This window comes from Commensalibacter papalotli (ex Servin-Garciduenas et al. 2014) (assembly GCF_000527695.1).
Taxonomy (GTDB): Bacteria; Pseudomonadota; Alphaproteobacteria; order Acetobacterales; family Acetobacteraceae; genus Commensalibacter; species Commensalibacter papalotli.
Genome location: NZ_ATSX01000002.1, coordinates 115818 through 132543, shown reverse-complemented (window position 1 = coordinate 132543; position 16726 = coordinate 115818). Strand labels below are relative to the sequence as shown.

The following is a 16726-nucleotide window of genomic DNA, read 5'->3' as shown; positions in this document are numbered from 1 at the left end:
TAATAGTTTTTCTTAATTTGAAGAGTGATTAGTATCAGCACTTTTACAAGAATTCATCAGTTGCACTAAGAAAATAGCAGCATCTTGTTTGTAATAGTTAACAATTTGCTTTAATGGTTTATTCGGAAATTGTGGAAGTACGTAGTAACTAAGGCGTTTTTGGAAAGCTGAGGAAGATAAAAAAGGATACTCTTGACTAATATCGGGTTTTCCCAGAGCGGCTCTTTTTTCATGATCTAATAAAATCTGGCTTGTAATGCCAATATCAGCAAGAATACATTGCTGTATTTCAGGGGATGTTCTATCCGTATTTTCAAAACAATCTGACATTGCATTAACTAGACCCTCGATATCCCCTTTGCATAAAAAAGGAGAAAATCTTTTTGATGCAGCTTCTATAGTGTTAAAAGATAAAGGTTTTTTTATATTTGCTGCATAAAGATTCATAGGTAAAGCAATGAATAAAGTTGCTGCAATTAATATTTTTTTCATAAGAAATCCTATTATATTCATTATCATTCAGTGAATATACATATAAACATAATAGCTATAAAATAGTTTAATTAAAGAAACATTTTTTTGATAATATAGTGTCTGATATACAATTGGCTTTTGTATTTTATCATAAAGATCAGTAAATAACTTTATGCCCATAGCCTTGCAAAATAGATTGTAATCGCTTTAAAGTATCAGCAGATGGGGGTTCGACACCTTCTAATTTATATACTTTGCCTAAAGTTTTCCATTTATGCGCGCCCATTTGATGGAAAGGCAACATTTCTATACGCTCAATATTATCCATATCTTTGGTAAATTGTCCCAGTAAATGTGCTGATTCATCGTCATCTGTCCATCCTGGTACTACGACATAACGTATCCATGTGCGTTGGTTTTGTTTATGTAAATACTCTGCAAATCGTTTTGCGTGTTGGTTGGATATCCCAGTGAGTTTTTTATGAATTTCGTCATTCATTTGTTTAAGATCAAGCATAACAAGATCAGATTCATTGACAAGGTCAATGATATCTTGATTATAGTCTCGAACATAACCATTTGTATCAAGACAAGTGGTGAGTTCTTCTTTATGTGCTGCTTTAAAAAAATCTGTAACAAATTTTGCTTGTAATACAGCTTCTCCACCCGAGGCGGTAACCCCACCACCATTGGGCTTTAAAAAAGCTTTGTAGGTCACAATTTCCTGCATTAACTCTGGAACTGTGACAATCCGTCCCCCTTTAATATCTAATGCATCAGGATTATGACAATATAAACATTGCATTAAACAACCTTGGACAAAAACAATAAAACGAATTCCATCCCCATCAACCGTACCAAAAGACTCAACTGAATGAATGCGTCCTGTAATAAGGTCTGCTGACATGGTTATACTTTCATTTTGTAATGTTTAAAGAGTGCTTTATTCTTTTAAAGAAAGGCCCCTCTCAGGACCTTCCTTTATTATCTTATAGGTATCAAAATAATGAATTTCAGTTACATCTTTGCTGTAAAGGTACGATGAATTACATCATTTTGTTGTTCTCTGGTTAAAGAGTTAAAACGTACTGCATATCCAGAAACACGAATGGTTAAGCTTGGATATTTTTCTGGATGTTCTTGGGCATCAACCAACGTTTCACGGTTAAAGACGTTCACATTTAGATGTTGTCCACCTTCGCGATTATCATTGTGATGGAAATATCCATCCATCATACCTGCTAAGTTTGCTTTACGTACGGAATCGTCTTTACCCAGTGCATTTGGAATAATAGAGAAAGTATAAGAGATCCCATCTTTGGCATATGCATAAGGGAGTTTTGCAACAGAAGTCAAAGAAGCAACAGCACCTTTTTTATCACGGCCATGCATCGGGTTTGCACCAGGCCCGAATGGGGCACCAGAACGACGGCCATCAGGTGTATTGCCTGTTTTCTTACCATATACAACATTAGATGTAATCGTAAGCACAGATTGCGTTGGAATAGCATTGCGATAAGTATTTAGTTTCTTAATTTTTTTCATGAAACGTTCAACAAGATCACAAGCCATATCGTCAACACGAGGATCATTATTACCAAATTGAGGATATTCACCTTCAATTTCGAAATCAACAGCAACACCGTTTTCATCACGAATTGGACGAACTTTTGCGTATTTGATTGCAGATAAAGAGTCAGCAGCAACGGAAAGCCCAGCAATACCACAAGCCATAGTACGAACTACGTCACGATCATGTAATGCCATAAGAGCTGCTTCATAGCTATATTTGTCATGCATGTAGTGAATACAATTTAATGCTGTGACATAGCTTTTGGCTAACCAATCCATAAAATTGTCCATACCAGCCATGACTTTATCATAATCCAGCACATCATCCATCATAGGGGCAGTTTTAGGGCCAACTTGAGCTTTGGATTTTTCATCAACACCACCATTGATCACATAAAGCAAGGTTTTGGCAAGATTTGCACGTGCACCAAAGAACTGCATTTGTTTCCCAACAACCATTGGGCTAACACAACAAGCGATCGCATAATCATCACTGTTAAAATCTGGACGCATCAGATCATCATTCTCATATTGTAAAGATGATGTATCGATGGAAACTTTACTGGTAAATTCTTTAAAAGCTTGTGGAAGTTTTTCAGACCATAAAACCGTAATATTGGGTTCGGGTGAAGGCCCCATTGTGTATAAGGTATTTAAGAAACGAAAAGAGTTTTTGGTAACTAATGTACGACCGTCAAGTCCCATACCACCAACGGATTCTGTTGCCCAAATCGGGTCGCCAGAGAAAAGCTCATCATATTCTGGTGTACGAAGGAAACGAACCATGCGTAATTTCATGACGAAATGATCAATGAATTCTTGAGCTTGCTCTTCGGTAATAACACCATTATCAAGATCACGTTGAATATAAATATCCAAGAATGTGGAAGTGCGCCCTAAAGACATGGCAGCACCATTTTGAGATTTTACCGCAGCTAAATATCCAAAATAGGTCCATTGAATAGCTTCTTGTGCGTTTGTTGCTGGACCTGAAATGTCGCAACCATATGTTGCTGCCATAATTTTCATATCATTTAAAGCATGATATTGATCTGTAATTTCTTCGCGTTTACGAATGGTTTCTTCTAGATTATTGCCATTTTCAAGATCTTCTTGCAAAGAATCAAACTGTTTACGTTTGTCGGCCATTAAAAAGTCAATACCATATAGGGCAACACGGCGATAATCACCAATAATACGACCACGACCATAAGCATCAGGTAACCCTGTTAAAATACCTGATTTACGACAAGCCATAATTTCAGGAGTATAGATATCAAACACGCCTTGGTTATGGGTTTTACGATATTTCGTAAAGATTTCTAGAACTTCTGGATCTAGGGTTTTATCATATGCTTTACAAGAGCTTTCAATCATACGAATACCACCATTAGGCATAATCGCACGTTTTAGAGGCTTATCTGTTTGCAGACCAACGATTTTCTCTAGAGATTGATCAATATATCCTGCGTCATGTGAAGTAATGGTTGATATAATTTTTGTATCGAAATCCAAAGGGGCCTTGGTAGCATTTTCGATTTTAATTCCTTCCATGACCTCAGCCCACAATTTATCTGTTGCTTTGGTAGCAGAAGCTAAAAAGGACTCATCTCCTTCGTAAGGAATGTAATTGTCTTGGATAAAGTCGCGCACTTCGACTTTGCTTTGCCAAGATTGACCTTTAAAGCCTTTCCAGGCAACGGTTTGTTTTTCAGTGAGGTTAGACATATTCATCTCCTTAAGTAGAATAGATAAGAGAAAGTCATTTTCATTTATGCTATAAAATGATAGGCAAATCCTTTTTTGAAATCTCTTTGGGATTATATTCAAGCTTATTTGTGAAGAAATAAGAGAGGCCTTTAAAAGCAGAAATATTCTTGAATATACAAAATTCAATAAAACAGCGTAGATTGGCGAAGCCTCTTAATGATGGAAAAGAGGAGTATAAATTTATTTTATGCTTAGCCAGTCTCTCCATAGATTTTAACTCTATACAACGTTTACTGTTCGCTTATAACGTCTTGGATACACGTTATCGTGATTAGCATTTTAAGATTAAAATTGAATCTTTTCAAGGTTAAACTGTTATATTTATTAATTAATGTTTTAAATTTATCATTAATTACAAAATTTGTTACATTAATATTTTGTTTGAAAAAAAATATCTAAGATAAGGAAATAATCATGCCACATCTTCCTCGTACGGTTACGTCTCCTAAGAAATTTATTATTGGGAGTGGAATTTTAAAAGAGCTGCATGAATATATCAAAGATTTTGGTGATAATGCGTTGTTGCTTTGCGATGAGTTTATTCTTGAGCGTGTTACTCAAAATACATTACCATATTTGCATATGGCTGGATTAAAAGGTAAAGCTGAAAAATTTAATTGTGAATGTACTGATGCCGAGATCAAACGGGTTATGGGTATAATGGATGAAGTATCTGCCAATGTGATTGTGGGAATTGGTGGAGGGAAAACGCTTGATACCGCCAAAGCAGTTGCATTTTATAAAAAGATCCCTGTCATTATTTTTCCAACGATTGCTTCTACTGATGCACCATGCACAGCGTTGACTGTGATTTATAAAGAAGGGGGTGCATTTGATCGTTATTTATATCTTCCGCAAAATCCTGATGTTGTGATCGCGGACACATCCATTATCGCGCAAGCGCCAGTACGTTTCTTTGCAGCAGGGGTTGGAGATGCGTTGGCGACTTATTTTGAAGCCAGAGCCTGTTATGCTGTTGATGGGGTTAATTTGGTATTAAAAAGACCTTCAAGAACAGGGATGGGGCTTGCACAATTGTGCTATCAAGTTTTACAAGAAAATGTTGAATGTGCTATGGATGCGGTGCGTAATAAAATTACTACTCCAGCGCTAGAGCAGGTCATTGAGGCTACAATTTACCTGAGTGGTGTAGGTGCCGAGTCTGGTGGATTAGCTGCGGCACATGCAATTAATAATGGGATGTCAGTCGTCCCTGATTTACACAAAGCACAACATGGTGAAAAAGTAGCTTTTGGATTACTTACGCAATTAGTGTTGGAAAATGCTCCTAAACATGAGTTTGATGAAGTTATTCGCATTATGAAAATAGTTGGTCTTCCATTAACCCTACAGGATATGGGGCTAGTTAATTTCGTTGAGGCAGAATGGCGCAAGGCTGCAGAGATTGCTTGTGATAAGCATGATACGATGCAAAATATGCCTAAGAAAGTGACTCCAGAGGCTGTTTATCAAGCTATTATTGCCGCAAATAGTTTGGCAGAACGTTATAAATAATTGTTTTATAAAGAATAAAAAAACAGGCAAAGCTTTTTTAAAAGTAAGTTAGTGCTTGTATAGTATAATTATTTTTGGTATGTTGGACAAAATTTATCTTCCTTATTGTGGGGGGTGGCCTTAGTCGGCCGCCTTTTTTGTTTTGGATTCATTAGAAATTTCAGATAGTCGCCTTGAACATCGTATTGCTGCATTAATCGAACCAACTTTGGTTGATATGGGGTACGAAGTTGTCAGAATCATGATCTTGGGTAAAGTATCGTTGACCTTGCAAATTATGGTCGATCGTGCTGATGGCTCTTTGATCAATGTCGAGGATTGCGAACAGATTAGTCACGCAGTCAGTGCAATTATGGATGTCGAAGATCCAATTGAAGCAGCTTGGACCCTTGAGGTATCTTCTGCTGGGATTGATCGCCCTTTGGTTCGTCCCAAAGATTGGAATCGATTTTCTGGGCATTTAGCGAAAGCTGAAACAATGATCCCCGTTGAGAGTAGAAGACGCTTTTCTGGTGTTGTTTTAGGGGCAGATGATGCGTTTGCACGTATGCGTCTGGATGATGGGGGCGAGGTTGCACTGCCGTTTTCTGAAATTCGCAAAGCAAAATTAGTTTTGACAGATGCATTAATCGATGCATGCCAGCATATGATTACTCCTAGTAAAAGCGAAGCTGAAGAATCTGTCGAAGAAGATACACAGCACCAGTCTAGTGGATTTGGTGAAAATAATCGTTTTAAAACGCATTGAGAGGTTTCAATGGATACGTCTGTTTCTCGTCCTGAGTTATTATTGGTTGCGGATGCGGTTGCTCGTGAAAAAGCAATCAGTCGAGATGAAGTGCTTGAGGCCATGGAACAGGCCATTCAAAAGGCTGGTCGTGCGAAATATGGTCATGAAAAAGATATTCGTGCAGTTATTGATCGTAAAACAGGTGAGGTGCGCCTTTCTCGTTGGACCGAAGTTGTCGAAGAAGTTGAGCACGAAGATTCTCAAATTCCTCATTATATTGCGATTAAAATTCAACCTAATATCCAAATTGGTGAATTTATTATTGATCCATTACCGCCTATTGATTTTGGACGAATTGCTGCGCAAACAGCTAAGCAAGTTATTGTGCAACGTGTTCGAGAATTTGAGCGTAATCGCCAATATGAAGATTTCAAAGATCGTGTAGGTGAAATTGTTAATGGTACCATTAAGCGTACTGAGTATGGTAATCTATTGGTTGAAATTGGCAGTTCAGAGGCATTGTTACGTCGTGATGAGCTGATTCCTCGTGAAAATTTCCGCAACTCTGAACGGGTACGTGCTTATATTTATGATGTGCGTAAAGAGCCTCGTGGTCCACAAATTTTCTTATCTCGCTCTCATCCAGCATTTTTGGCAAAACTATTTGCTCAAGAAGTACCTGAAATTTATGATGGTATTATAGAGATTAAAGCAGTTGCTAGAGATCCAGGCTCTCGCGCTAAAATGGCTGTGACTTCTAAAGATGCTACTATTGATCCAGTGGGTGCATGCGTAGGTGTCAGAGGTTCTCGCGTTCAAGCTGTTGTGCAAGAGTTGCAAGGTGAAAAAATTGATATCGTTCCTTGGAGTGGTCAGGCAGCAACCTTTGTTGTGAACGCACTTGCTCCAGCTGAAGTAACTAAAGTGGTTATGGATGAGGAGGCTGGTAGAGTTGAAGTGGTTGTTCCAGATGATCAACTTAGTCTAGCGATTGGTCGCCGTGGTCAAAATGTCCGCTTAGCAAGTCAATTAACCCGTTGGGATATTGATATTCTAACGGAAACCGAAGAATCAGAACGCAGACAAGAAGAGTTCAAAACAAGAACGTCAGCACTTGTTAATGATTTAGATGTTGATGATGTTATTGCGGGTCTATTAGTTACAGAAGGTTTCCAAAATATTGACGAGCTCGCTTTTGCAGCACCAGAAGAAATTGCTGAGATTGATGGGTTTGATGAAAATATTGCTCAAGAGTTAGTGCAACGTGCAGAAGAGTTCTTGGTTAAACAGCAAGATTCTTTGGATCAACAACGTCAAGAGCTTGGTGTAACAGATGATATTGTTGAGCTTGATTGTTTTACTCCACAAATGTTAATATTATTGGGTGAAAAGGGTGTGAAAACACTTGATGACCTTGCTGACCTTGCTAGTGATGAGCTGATTGAGATCTTGGGTGCAGATTCTTTGGATGAAGAAACTGCAAATGCGATTATTATGAGTGCCAGAGAGCATTGGTTTGAAGATGAAGAAGTCGATAAAACACAGGAAGAAGAAAAGTAATTAAGTATATTGTCGTAATATTTAGTGCTGTTTTGATTAAACCTCTTTTAATTCTTGATGAACTGCGGTATTGATGAAGAAATCTGAAGCACCAAAAGAGCAACGATGTTGTTTGGTCACAAGAGAGAAAGGTCGTCCAGAAGAATTGATTCGTTTTGTTGTCTCACCCGATGAAATGGTGGTTCCTGATTTGACAGAACGTCTTCCTGGGCGTGGAATGTGGTTGCAAGCAAGTCAAAATGTGCTACATACGGCTATACAGCGTCGCGTGTTTTCTAGAGCAGCACAGTGCCAAGTAAAAATTCCTGATAATTTGTTATCGATGATCGTTGACGGGTTAAAGTTCAGGATAAAAGATGGCTTAGGTCTTGCAAGACGTGCTGGACAGATTACATATGGTTTTGTAAAAGTAAGGGAAAAGATTTCTCAAAATAATGTTGGGTTAATCATACAAGCCACAGATGGTAGTGAAGACGAAAAAAAACGTTTACTCTCTGGGGCTAAATATTTGCCAGTAGTAACAATTTTTACGAGTGAAGAATTAGGCAAGTTCTTTGGTCGTGATCATATAGTTCATGCGGCAATTCACGCAGGCCCGTTTACTGATCGTCTTTTAAATGACAGTAAACGTTTGGCAGGGTTTATTAATTAAGGGTTGGATTTAACGAGATTACTCGTTAATGGGATAAAGAACAGGCAGGTATATGAGCGAAGGCAACGATCAAGAACAAGGACAAGGTAAAAAACGTCTATCTTTACGTTCGTCAGTAAGGCAAGATTCAGGACATACTGTCGATGCCGGGTCAATTAGACAAAGTTTTAGTCACGGGCGGACTAAAGTTGTACAAGTTGAAGTGCGAAAAAAACGTGGTGCGTCTGGTGGTAATGAAAAAGCTCCAGGAAGCACAACTGGGGTTGCACGTAAACCCGCAGCAAAGAAAACGGCAGGTAGTGTTTCTGGTAAACGCGCATTAACAGCGTCTGAATTAGCAACACGTCAACGCGTATTAGATGAACAACGCATTGATATACAACGCAAAGAAGTAGAGCGCAGAGAGCAAGAAAAAATTGCGATTCTATCTGCTGCTGAAGAAGCAAAGCGTCGTGAAGAAGAGAAGTTACAGCAAGAAACAGAAGCTGCTTTAGCTGCAAAAGAAGCCGAAAAAGCCCGTCTGGAAGCTGCAGCCGTAGCGGTGAAAGCCGAAGTTGAAAAAAGAAGTATAGCTAAAGAAGCAGCTACAAAGCAACAAACAGCACCTGAGGCAAGAAAACCTCAAGGTCAATCTTTGACAGCTCGCAGAACAAAAGTTTCACATACACCGATTCCTGGTGAGGTAACGCTTGCTCCGACTCCAAGAAGAGTTGAGCCGCTTGCAAAACGTGCTGTTATGTCAAGTAGGCCTGTTGCGAAAACAACCCCTGTTATTCCTGGTATGGAAAACGAGAAAAACGCAGGATATGGCGGACGCAATAAGGCGGATAAAGATGATAAAGTTGTAAAAAAATCTAACGACTTTGTGCGTGCCCGTCCTGAATTGCGTGGTGATGCAGAAGGTGAAGATAGTGATGGTCGTCGTGGAGCTCGCCGTGGCGCTGGCGCCGGGGCTGGTCCAGGTGCTGGTGTTGGTGCTGGACGTAAAGCAGGTAGTGGACGTGGAAAAAGCGGTGATAACCGCCGTTCAGGAAAAATTGATATTCAAGCTGCAATAGAGGGCGAAGATGATAAAGTTCGTTCTTTAGCATCTGTTCGTCGTCAAAGAGAACGTGAACGTCGTCAAGCTGAGCTTGAAAAGTTGCGTGCAGACCAAGTTAAAGTGGTTCGAGATGTAACATTGCCTGAAACAATTACTGTGCAAGAACTTGCTAATCGTATGGCTGCTCGTCAGGGGGATGTTATCAAAGCCTTGATGAAAATGGGCGTGATGGCTACAGTTAACCAGTCTTTGGATGCCGATACCGCTGAATTAGTGATTGAAGAATTTGGTCATCGTGTTCATAGGGTTGCAGATAGTGATGTTGAACTCGGTATTGAAAAATTTGCAGATACTGATGAAAATCAAGTTTCACGACCACCTGTAGTTACGGTCATGGGGCATGTTGATCATGGTAAAACGTCGCTATTAGATGCATTACGTACAACCGATACAGCCAGAGGCGAAGCAGGGGGAATTACCCAGCATATTGGTGCATACCAAATAAAATTACCTTCTGGTGCAAGAATTACATTCCTTGATACACCAGGTCACGAAGCCTTTACGGCAATGCGTTCTCGTGGTGCATCTGTGACGGATATTGTTGTGTTGGTTGTTGCTGCGGATGATGGTGTAATGCCCCAAACAATTGAAGCAATTAAACATGCTAAAGCTGCTGGGGTTCCAATTATTGTTGCAATCAACAAATGTGATCTTCCTGGTGCTAATCCTGATCGTGTTCGACAAGAATTATTGCAACATGAAATTGTTGTCGAGCAAATGGGTGGTGATACTCAGGATGTTGAAGTTTCAGCTAAAAAACGTATTGGTTTAGATAAACTTGAGGAAGCTATTATTTTATTAGCAGAATTGCAAGAGTTGAAGGCCAATCCAAATCGTATCGCCGAAGGTGCTGTTATTGAAAGTCGTTTGGACAAAGGACGTGGACCTGTTGCAACATTATTAGTACAAAAAGGAACCTTGAATAAAGGGGATGTGGTTGTTGCTGGTGCTGAATGGGGTCGTGTTCGTGCGATGCTTGACGATAAAAACGTTAATATGAAGCACGCGGGTCCATCTGCTCCTGTTGAGTTACTTGGGTTGACCGGGGTGCCTCGTGCAGGTGAGCCTTTTGTTGTCGTTGATAGTGAAAGTAAAGCCAGAGAGATTTCTGAGTTTAGGCAACGTAAAGTTCGTGAAAAGCAAGCTGCTGTTCGTCTAGCTGCGCGTGGAACTTTGGATCAAATGTTAGAGCGTATTCAAGCTGGTGAACAAAAAGAAGTTGCTGTCTTGATTAAAGCTGACGTTCAAGGTTCTGCTGAAGCTATTCAAACAACTGTAATTAAATTAGAGCATGAAGAAATTAAGGTAAATGTAATTTCTGCAACAGTTGGGCAAATCACAGAAAGTGATGTTCAATTGGCAAAGGCTTCTAATGCAATTATTGTTGCCTTTAACGTTCGTGCGACTGTTCAAGCAAGAGAGCTTGCCCAACAAGAAAATGTTGGTATTCATTATTATTCTATTATTTATCAAGTTATTGATGATATCGAAAAAATAATTAAAGGACGTATTGCGCCTAAACAGCGTGAAAAATTCTTGGGTTATGCTGAAATCCGCAAAGTATTCTCTATTGGCAAGACTGTTAAGGTTGCAGGTTGTTATGTAACACAAGGCGTCGTCCGTCGTGGATGTGGTGTACGTTTGTTACGTGATAATGTGGTTATCCATGCAGGTAACTTAAGTCAATTGAAACGCTTTAAAGATGACGTTAAAGAAGTAACGCATGAATATGAATGCGGTCTTTCTTTCGCAGGATTTAATGATTTACGCGAAGGCGATGTTGTTGAGTGTTACGAAATGGAAACTATTGAAGCGTAATGAGTAAGCCTTTATTTACAGGAAAAGGTTCCTTAGGCAATATGCCTAAGGGGCCATCCCAAAGACAATTACGTGTTGCAGAAGAAGTGAGGCATGTGCTTTCTGATCTCTTTGCACGTACGGAGTTCCGAGATCCTGAGTTGCGCGATAAGCGTCTAACGGTAACCGAAGTAAGAATGACTCCTGATCTACGTAATGCAATTATTTATGTGGTTCGTTTGGGGCAAAGTAATGTAGAAGAATTACTACCTGCTTTGAAAAGAGTAGCACCTTTTCTTCGTACACAATTAAGTCAAAAATTACGAATGAAATTTTCCCCTGAGCTTCGTTTTCAAGCGGATACAGGATTGGACTATGCTGCAAAAATCGATGTTTTGTTACATAGCCCTGAAGTTTTAAGAGACTTAGATAAAGAATAAAGTTCTAACGTAGTTGCTGGATAGTATTATTAATATTACCTGCTAACTGCGTTAGCGCATTTTGTTCTAATTTCACAATATCATTATCAGTTTGTATTGTTCCTTGATTAACAAAGCTTATCCTTTGTTTTTGTACAGGGGCTTGTGCGTCTTGTGGAATAATAGACCACGATGCTTCTACGGTTAAAATTCCCGTTTGATTTGCTTGGGCTTGTAAATCAAAACGTCTGATGTTGATTCTGATTTGATAAGTAGGTGGGCTGACCGGAGCTTGATCTGTAATCCACAAATTAGGATTTTTATCGGTTAGAAGGTTTGTAATTAATCCTGTAGCACCAATGGATAAAATGCTGCTCATTCTTCCATTTACACTATGGTTTAATGCCGTTCCATTACGTGTCGTAATATCAGCTGTATTGAGATAGTCAGGTACCGTTACACGTGAGATATAAATCACAGATGTATTGTTTGTATTATATACCTGAGCAGGTTTTGGTGCTGTGACACCTTCTGTTAATGTATAATATTGTAACGCAGGAGCCGCGCACCCAATCAATAAAGAAAAGGTGGCGATAGCACAGCAAGGTATTAATTTATTCATTGGCGACGACCTGTCAGTAAGATTTTAGGATTGCGTTCAATTTGAGTAGAAAATCCACGTAATGAGGTAGCGGCATCTGCTAGATTTTGCAAAATAATTTCTAAATTATTACGAGCTGTAGAACGAACAGATGTCATAGATTTTAAATTTTGTAAAACATCAGAAGCATTGGATAAAGTTTTATTGGTATTTATTAATACCTTGTGGATTTCAGCACCTTTACTCTTGATTTGTTGGTCTCCATCAATAAGTAATGTATTTAAATTAACAAATAATTTATCAAGTTTATGATCTACATTTGCAATTAATTTATTACTACTTTCTGATGTTTTGGTAACATTATTTAACAAAGGTGGGATTTGTTCATTTAATGTGTCTGCAAGTTTTCCAACTTTTAGAATTGTTTCATTTAAATCGTTAGATAATTTTTCTAATTGAAGATTCATCAATTCAGATTTGATTTGTTGAATCGTCGATGGATGAGATGGAATCTCAATTAATCCATTGATTAATTGCGGATGAAAAATAGGTTTATCATTTGGATAAAAATCTAAAAATATATTAGATGATCCAGTTACAAAACTTTCAGTGCTAATTTCAGCACGCAAGCCGTTTGCTATCATCGTATCCATAAAGTCTTTATAATTTTTATAGTGTGTATCAAGACGTATTTTTTTTGGATCAATACTGACGACAACAGGGATATAGGCTTGGTGATCTTTGGGATCAAATTGCAACGTAATAGAATTGACTGTTCCGACTTGCACCCCTCTAAAATTAACTGGAGCACCGATAGATAGCCCTGTCACAGACCCAGGAAATACAACAATTGCTTGTTTTTTAGAAGAAAATAAGTTGAAATTTCCAAAAAGGATAATCGCCGCCAAAGCAAGAATAATCCCTCCTAGAACAAATGCTCCAATAGATGTTTGTTTAGTGATTGCCATAATGGATAGTCTTTCTATTTCGGATTTTGAACGGTTTGGCGATGCATGAAATCATTGACCAATTCACAGGGTGGATTATCTCGTAATGCTCTGGGGGAACCATGAGCAATAGGTCTTTTCGTTTCTGCATCAAGGAATATCCCATCATCAGCAATGGTGAAAAGACTGGGTAATTCGTGACTGACAATAATAATTGTTGTTCCCAACCCATCGCGCAGATTTAAAATTAGATCATCCAGCCGTTTTGAGGTAATAGGGTCTAATCCCGCAGAAGGTTCGTCAAAAAATAATATTTCTGGGTCTAATGCTAGTGCTCGAGCCAAGCCACATCGTTTTTTCATTCCGCCACTCAGTTCGGAGGGATATAAATTAACTGCATGGCTCATTCCAACAAGACCCAATTTCATTTCAACCAAGCGTTGTATCATAGTCGAAGAAAGTTTTGTGAATAGTTGTAGTGGTAAAGCAATATTTTCACCGACGGTCATGGAGCTCCATAAGGCAGCACTTTGAAATAAAACCCCAAATTTGCGCCCGATTTCAACACGATGATTTTTGTTTGCTCGCCAGTAATTTTCACCTTTAACTAAAAAATCACCGTTTTTGGGTGGTAGCAGACCAATCATGGATTTTAATAATGTGCTTTTACCACACCCGCTGCCGCCCATTAAAGCAAATATGCTGCCTTTTTTTACAGTGAAAGTAAGATCTTGTTGAATAATACGTTCGCCATAACCAACAGTTAGATTTTCAACCGATAATAAGATATTTTGAGGAGATGTTGCGTTCATAATTATATACCAATAATGTCGGCTAGAACTGCAAAAACAGCATCCAAAGCAATCACCCCAACAATACCCGCCACAACGGCTTTTGTTGCAGCAACACCCACATCAGCGGCACTGCGTCCAGATTTCATTCCTATGTAACAGCTACTAACCCCAATGAACATTGCAAAAGCAATAGTTTTAGTTCCACCAAAGATAAATTGGTTAAATGGAACGGCGCCAAATGTTTGGTATAAAAAGCCAATAACTGAGACTTTTAACATTAAAATAGAGACTATTAATCCACCGAAAATGCTCATCAAACATGCATATAAATACATGATTGGCATTGTGATGACTAATGATAACATAGAAGGTAAAATTAAATATTCAGTTACTGGAATACCAAATACTTTCAATGCATCAATCTCTTCATTCCCTTGCATAGTTGCAATACGAGCAGCATAAGCGCCACCTGTTCGACCAGAAATGACGATAGCCGTCATCACAGCAGCCAGTTCTCTGACCGTTGCAATCCCGACAAGGTTTGCAACATAAGCATCAGCCGAGAATTTGCGTAATTGCACTGCACCAACAAAGGCTAGAATAGAACCCATCAAGAAATTAACTACACTGATAATGATTAAAGCAGAAGGCCCAGCAGCTTTAATATCTCTGAGTAAATCATTGAGGCGCATATAAGAACGCCCCATAAAGAATTTAAAAACGCCTTTTAAAGCAAAAATAAAAAGTTGAAACGTCATGCCTAGACTATTTAAAGAGTTAATAGTCCATTCCCCTAGATCGTATATAGGACGGAATCTAGATTTTGGAGGTGATGTTGGTTCTGGCTTTCTGTCATTAAGAAGACCAACCAATTGCTGTGCGGCAACGGGTAAACTGTCTTTATCAATAGAAATTTCTTTGAGGGTTGCAAGATTTTTTACATCCCACAAAAAAACTACTAAACCGCTGTCCCATGATCCCAGTTGATCTGTATTCATTTGAACAGATACATTTACAGAACAGTTCTTGAAAATATCATCTGGTAATTGTGGTATGTTATTGTTTTTTGCCAGCCAATCCCCACTTATAACAAGTATTGGTTTATTATTTTCGAACTTTAACGTCCATTGAGGTGGTTGAGATGGCGAACTTGATTTATTATTAATCGTCAAGTGAAAACCTTACTGATATATATAATCCCATTGTAATAAATATGTTTATTATTAGAATAAACACAATCATTTGGTATTGCTTTTTCTGATTTCCCGTTACCATATTATAAAATTCTTGCTTTGTATAGAATATATCATTTTATTTTCATCGCTTACCGTGGTAATGAATACAAAAGATTAAGATGTTCTTGATTATTGAGTCAGGATATTAGGAGAGATATCGTATTCATGCGTAATAGGCGTGGACAAACTGTTGATGGTTGGTTGTTAATTGATAAGCCACTAGAGAAAACATCAGCTTTTATTGTAAATAAAGTAAAATATGCTTTTGATGCACGTAAAGTTGGACATAGTGGTACTCTTGACCCTTTGGCAACAGGGCTATTACCGATTGCTTTTGGAAAAGCGACTAAAACTATCCCTTATATTTTAGACAAAGAAAAAAAATATCATTTTACACTGACCTTTGGGGAATCACGGACAACGGATGATGCCGAGGGTGAAGTGCTTGCACGTTCTGATATCAGACCTAGTGATGAAGAAATCAATAAAGCCCTTGAGTTGTTTCAAGGTGAAATTTTACAAGTGCCTCCTATCTTTTCTGCGATAAAAGTAGAAGGGAAACGTTCTTATGATCTTGCCCGACAAGGGGAAATTCCAGAGCTTAAGAAACGTCCAGCGCGTATTGATTCTTTTCGTTTAATCAAGCGTTTGGACAAAGATCGTGCTAAATTTGAAGTTATTTCTGGAAAAGGCGTCTATATGCGCTCTTTAGCCAGAGATTTAGCGGTTGCATGTCGATCTGTTGGATATATATCCGAGTTGCGCCGTCTAAAAGTTGGTCCTTTTGATGTAGCAGATGCATTTTTACTGGACAAAATTGTCGGAAACGACAACAAAGGAGAAGCTTCTTTGGATTTGATTCTGCCTGTTGAGACTGCGCTGGACGACATCCCGGCTCTAGCCCTAACGTCAGATGAAGCCACAGAGCTTGGTTTTGGCCGTGTTCTAGAACGGGGTCAAATCGAGGATCGCGTTTCACAATTTACGAATATTCCTGATGGAATTGTTCGTGCTGTGGATGGGAAGCGTTTTGTTGGATTATGCCGTTTAGATAATGAATGTCTACGTCCAATTCGTATATTTTAATTTTTAGAAAAAAGGATATCACGATGTCGATTACAGCAGTACGTCGTACAGAGTTAATGAAAGAATACCAAACCAAAGAGAATGATACAGGTTCTCCAGAAGTTCAAGTGGCTTTATTAACTGAGAGAATTGTTAACTTAACCGAACATATGAAAGAACATGCAAAAGACTTTCATTCACGTCGTGGTTTGTTAAAATTGGTTGGACAACGTCGCCGTTTATTAAGCTATTTGCGTAATAAAGACCAAGGTCGTTATGAAAACTTAATCAAACGTCTAGGTTTACGCCGTTAGTTATTATTAGGGGCTGGCTTGATATATAATTAAGTCAGCTCCTATTTTGAAATTATACAAAGAGGATAGATAAAGGTTAAAGAGAAATATTTAGATCCCGTTTACAGCGTTTCAGGCCACATGGTGCGATTAATTAATAAATGCAAAATAAAGTTCCATGCCGTCCGAGACGCTGTCAT

General features: G+C 38.6%; 15 protein-coding genes. 8 read left to right on the top strand and 7 right to left on the bottom strand.

Translation table 11 applies throughout. From position 1 onward, the window contains the following. Positions 1 to 12: 12 nt before the first annotated feature. From COMX_RS07650 to pflB, 3 genes are all read right to left on the bottom strand, one after another. The gene (locus COMX_RS07650; protein WP_034339549.1) at positions 13 to 492 is read right to left on the bottom strand and encodes a hypothetical protein; all 480 of its coding nucleotides are present in this window, start codon (positions 490 to 492) and stop codon (positions 13 to 15) included. Between the two features lie 139 nt (positions 493 to 631). Beyond that, complete coding sequence (pflA, locus tag COMX_RS07645) at positions 632 to 1381, bottom strand: pyruvate formate lyase 1-activating protein (protein WP_034339544.1); 750 nt, start codon at positions 1379 to 1381, stop codon at positions 632 to 634. A 110-nt stretch (positions 1382 to 1491) separates the two neighbouring features. Beyond that, the gene (pflB, locus tag COMX_RS07640; protein WP_034339541.1) at positions 1492 to 3774 is read right to left on the bottom strand and encodes a formate C-acetyltransferase; all 2283 of its coding nucleotides are present in this window, start codon (positions 3772 to 3774) and stop codon (positions 1492 to 1494) included. Positions 3775 to 4230: 456 nt separating this feature from the next. Here pflB and COMX_RS07635 point away from each other — a divergent pair, with 456 nt between their 5' ends. The 6 genes from COMX_RS07635 (at position 4231) to rbfA (ending at position 11612) form a co-directional block, all read left to right on the top strand. After that, positions 4231 to 5331: a glycerol dehydrogenase gene (locus COMX_RS07635; protein WP_034339537.1), complete on the top strand. Its 1101-nt coding sequence runs from the start codon at positions 4231 to 4233 to the stop codon at positions 5329 to 5331. A 142-nt stretch (positions 5332 to 5473) separates the two neighbouring features. After that, positions 5474 to 6079 (top strand): ribosome maturation factor RimP, encoded by a 606-nt coding sequence (gene rimP / locus COMX_RS07630; RefSeq protein ID WP_034339534.1) that lies wholly within the window; start codon positions 5474 to 5476, stop codon positions 6077 to 6079. A gap of 9 nt (positions 6080 to 6088) precedes the next feature. Then, a complete protein-coding gene (gene nusA, locus COMX_RS07625) occupies positions 6089 to 7621 on the top strand; it encodes a transcription termination factor NusA (RefSeq protein ID WP_034339532.1) in 1533 nt (510 codons plus the stop codon). A 73-nt stretch (positions 7622 to 7694) separates the two neighbouring features. Next, positions 7695 to 8273, top strand: a complete 579-nt coding sequence (locus COMX_RS07620; RefSeq protein ID WP_034339528.1) for an RNA-binding protein — start codon at positions 7695 to 7697, stop codon at positions 8271 to 8273. 52 nt (positions 8274 to 8325) lie between these two features. Then, complete coding sequence (gene infB, locus COMX_RS07615) at positions 8326 to 11193, top strand: translation initiation factor IF-2 (RefSeq protein WP_034339525.1); 2868 nt, start codon at positions 8326 to 8328, stop codon at positions 11191 to 11193. After that, positions 11193 to 11612, top strand: a complete 420-nt coding sequence (rbfA, locus tag COMX_RS07610; protein WP_034339522.1) for a 30S ribosome-binding factor RbfA — start codon at positions 11193 to 11195, stop codon at positions 11610 to 11612. Before infB ends, rbfA begins: the two co-directional genes overlap by 1 nt. Positions 11613 to 11616: 4 nt before the next feature. Here the strand turns inward: rbfA and COMX_RS07605 are convergent, their stop codons facing one another. The 4 genes from COMX_RS07605 to COMX_RS07590 are packed head-to-tail and all read right to left on the bottom strand — an operon-like array spanning position 11617 to position 15105. Beyond that, positions 11617 to 12213, bottom strand: a complete 597-nt coding sequence (locus COMX_RS07605; protein WP_051462016.1) for a PqiC family protein — start codon at positions 12211 to 12213, stop codon at positions 11617 to 11619. After that, positions 12210 to 13160 carry an MlaD family protein gene (locus COMX_RS07600; RefSeq protein ID WP_034339519.1) on the bottom strand — a complete coding sequence of 317 codons (951 nt, stop codon included), beginning with the start codon at positions 13158 to 13160 and terminating at the stop codon, positions 12210 to 12212. The genes COMX_RS07605 and COMX_RS07600 overlap by 4 nt, the downstream gene beginning before the upstream one ends. Before the next feature lie 14 nt (positions 13161 to 13174). Further along, complete coding sequence (locus COMX_RS07595; protein ID WP_034339517.1) at positions 13175 to 13951, bottom strand: ABC transporter ATP-binding protein; 777 nt, start codon at positions 13949 to 13951, stop codon at positions 13175 to 13177. 2 nt (positions 13952 to 13953) lie between these two features. Next, positions 13954 to 15105 carry an MlaE family ABC transporter permease gene (locus COMX_RS07590; protein WP_034339515.1) on the bottom strand — a complete coding sequence of 384 codons (1152 nt, stop codon included), beginning with the start codon at positions 15103 to 15105 and terminating at the stop codon, positions 13954 to 13956. A 228-nt stretch (positions 15106 to 15333) separates the two neighbouring features. On the opposite strand from COMX_RS07590, the gene truB reads away from it, so the two are divergent. Then, entirely contained in the window at positions 15334 to 16254 is a 921-nt protein-coding gene (truB, locus tag COMX_RS07585; protein WP_034339513.1) for a tRNA pseudouridine(55) synthase TruB, read from the top strand. A gap of 23 nt (positions 16255 to 16277) precedes the next feature. Then, positions 16278 to 16547 (top strand): 30S ribosomal protein S15, encoded by a 270-nt coding sequence (gene rpsO / locus COMX_RS07580; RefSeq protein WP_034339510.1) that lies wholly within the window; start codon positions 16278 to 16280, stop codon positions 16545 to 16547. Positions 16548 to 16726 lie beyond the last annotated feature (179 nt).

Excerpts from the sequence above, each read along its gene's own strand:
- COMX_RS07650 (WP_034339549.1), bottom strand. The coding sequence starts at position 492 with ATGAAAAAAATATTAATTGCAGCAACTTTATTCATTGCTTTACCTATG.
- pflA (WP_034339544.1), bottom strand. The coding sequence starts at position 1,381 with ATGTCAGCAGACCTTATTACAGGACGCATTCATTCAGTTGAGTCTTTT.
- pflB (WP_034339541.1), bottom strand. The coding sequence starts at position 3,774 with ATGTCTAACCTCACTGAAAAACAAACCGTTGCCTGGAAAGGCTTTAAA.
- COMX_RS07635 (WP_034339537.1), top strand. The coding sequence starts at position 4,231 with ATGCCACATCTTCCTCGTACGGTTACGTCTCCTAAGAAATTTATTATT.
- nusA (WP_034339532.1), top strand. The coding sequence starts at position 6,089 with ATGGATACGTCTGTTTCTCGTCCTGAGTTATTATTGGTTGCGGATGCG.
- COMX_RS07620 (WP_034339528.1), top strand. The coding sequence starts at position 7,695 with ATGAAGAAATCTGAAGCACCAAAAGAGCAACGATGTTGTTTGGTCACA.
- infB (WP_034339525.1), top strand. The coding sequence starts at position 8,326 with ATGAGCGAAGGCAACGATCAAGAACAAGGACAAGGTAAAAAACGTCTA.
- rbfA (WP_034339522.1), top strand. The coding sequence starts at position 11,193 with ATGAGTAAGCCTTTATTTACAGGAAAAGGTTCCTTAGGCAATATGCCT.
- COMX_RS07605 (WP_051462016.1), bottom strand. The coding sequence starts at position 12,213 with ATGAATAAATTAATACCTTGCTGTGCTATCGCCACCTTTTCTTTATTG.
- COMX_RS07600 (WP_034339519.1), bottom strand. The coding sequence starts at position 13,160 with ATGGCAATCACTAAACAAACATCTATTGGAGCATTTGTTCTAGGAGGG.
- COMX_RS07595 (WP_034339517.1), bottom strand. The coding sequence starts at position 13,951 with ATGAACGCAACATCTCCTCAAAATATCTTATTATCGGTTGAAAATCTA.
- truB (WP_034339513.1), top strand. The coding sequence starts at position 15,334 with ATGCGTAATAGGCGTGGACAAACTGTTGATGGTTGGTTGTTAATTGAT.
- rpsO (WP_034339510.1), top strand. The coding sequence starts at position 16,278 with ATGTCGATTACAGCAGTACGTCGTACAGAGTTAATGAAAGAATACCAA.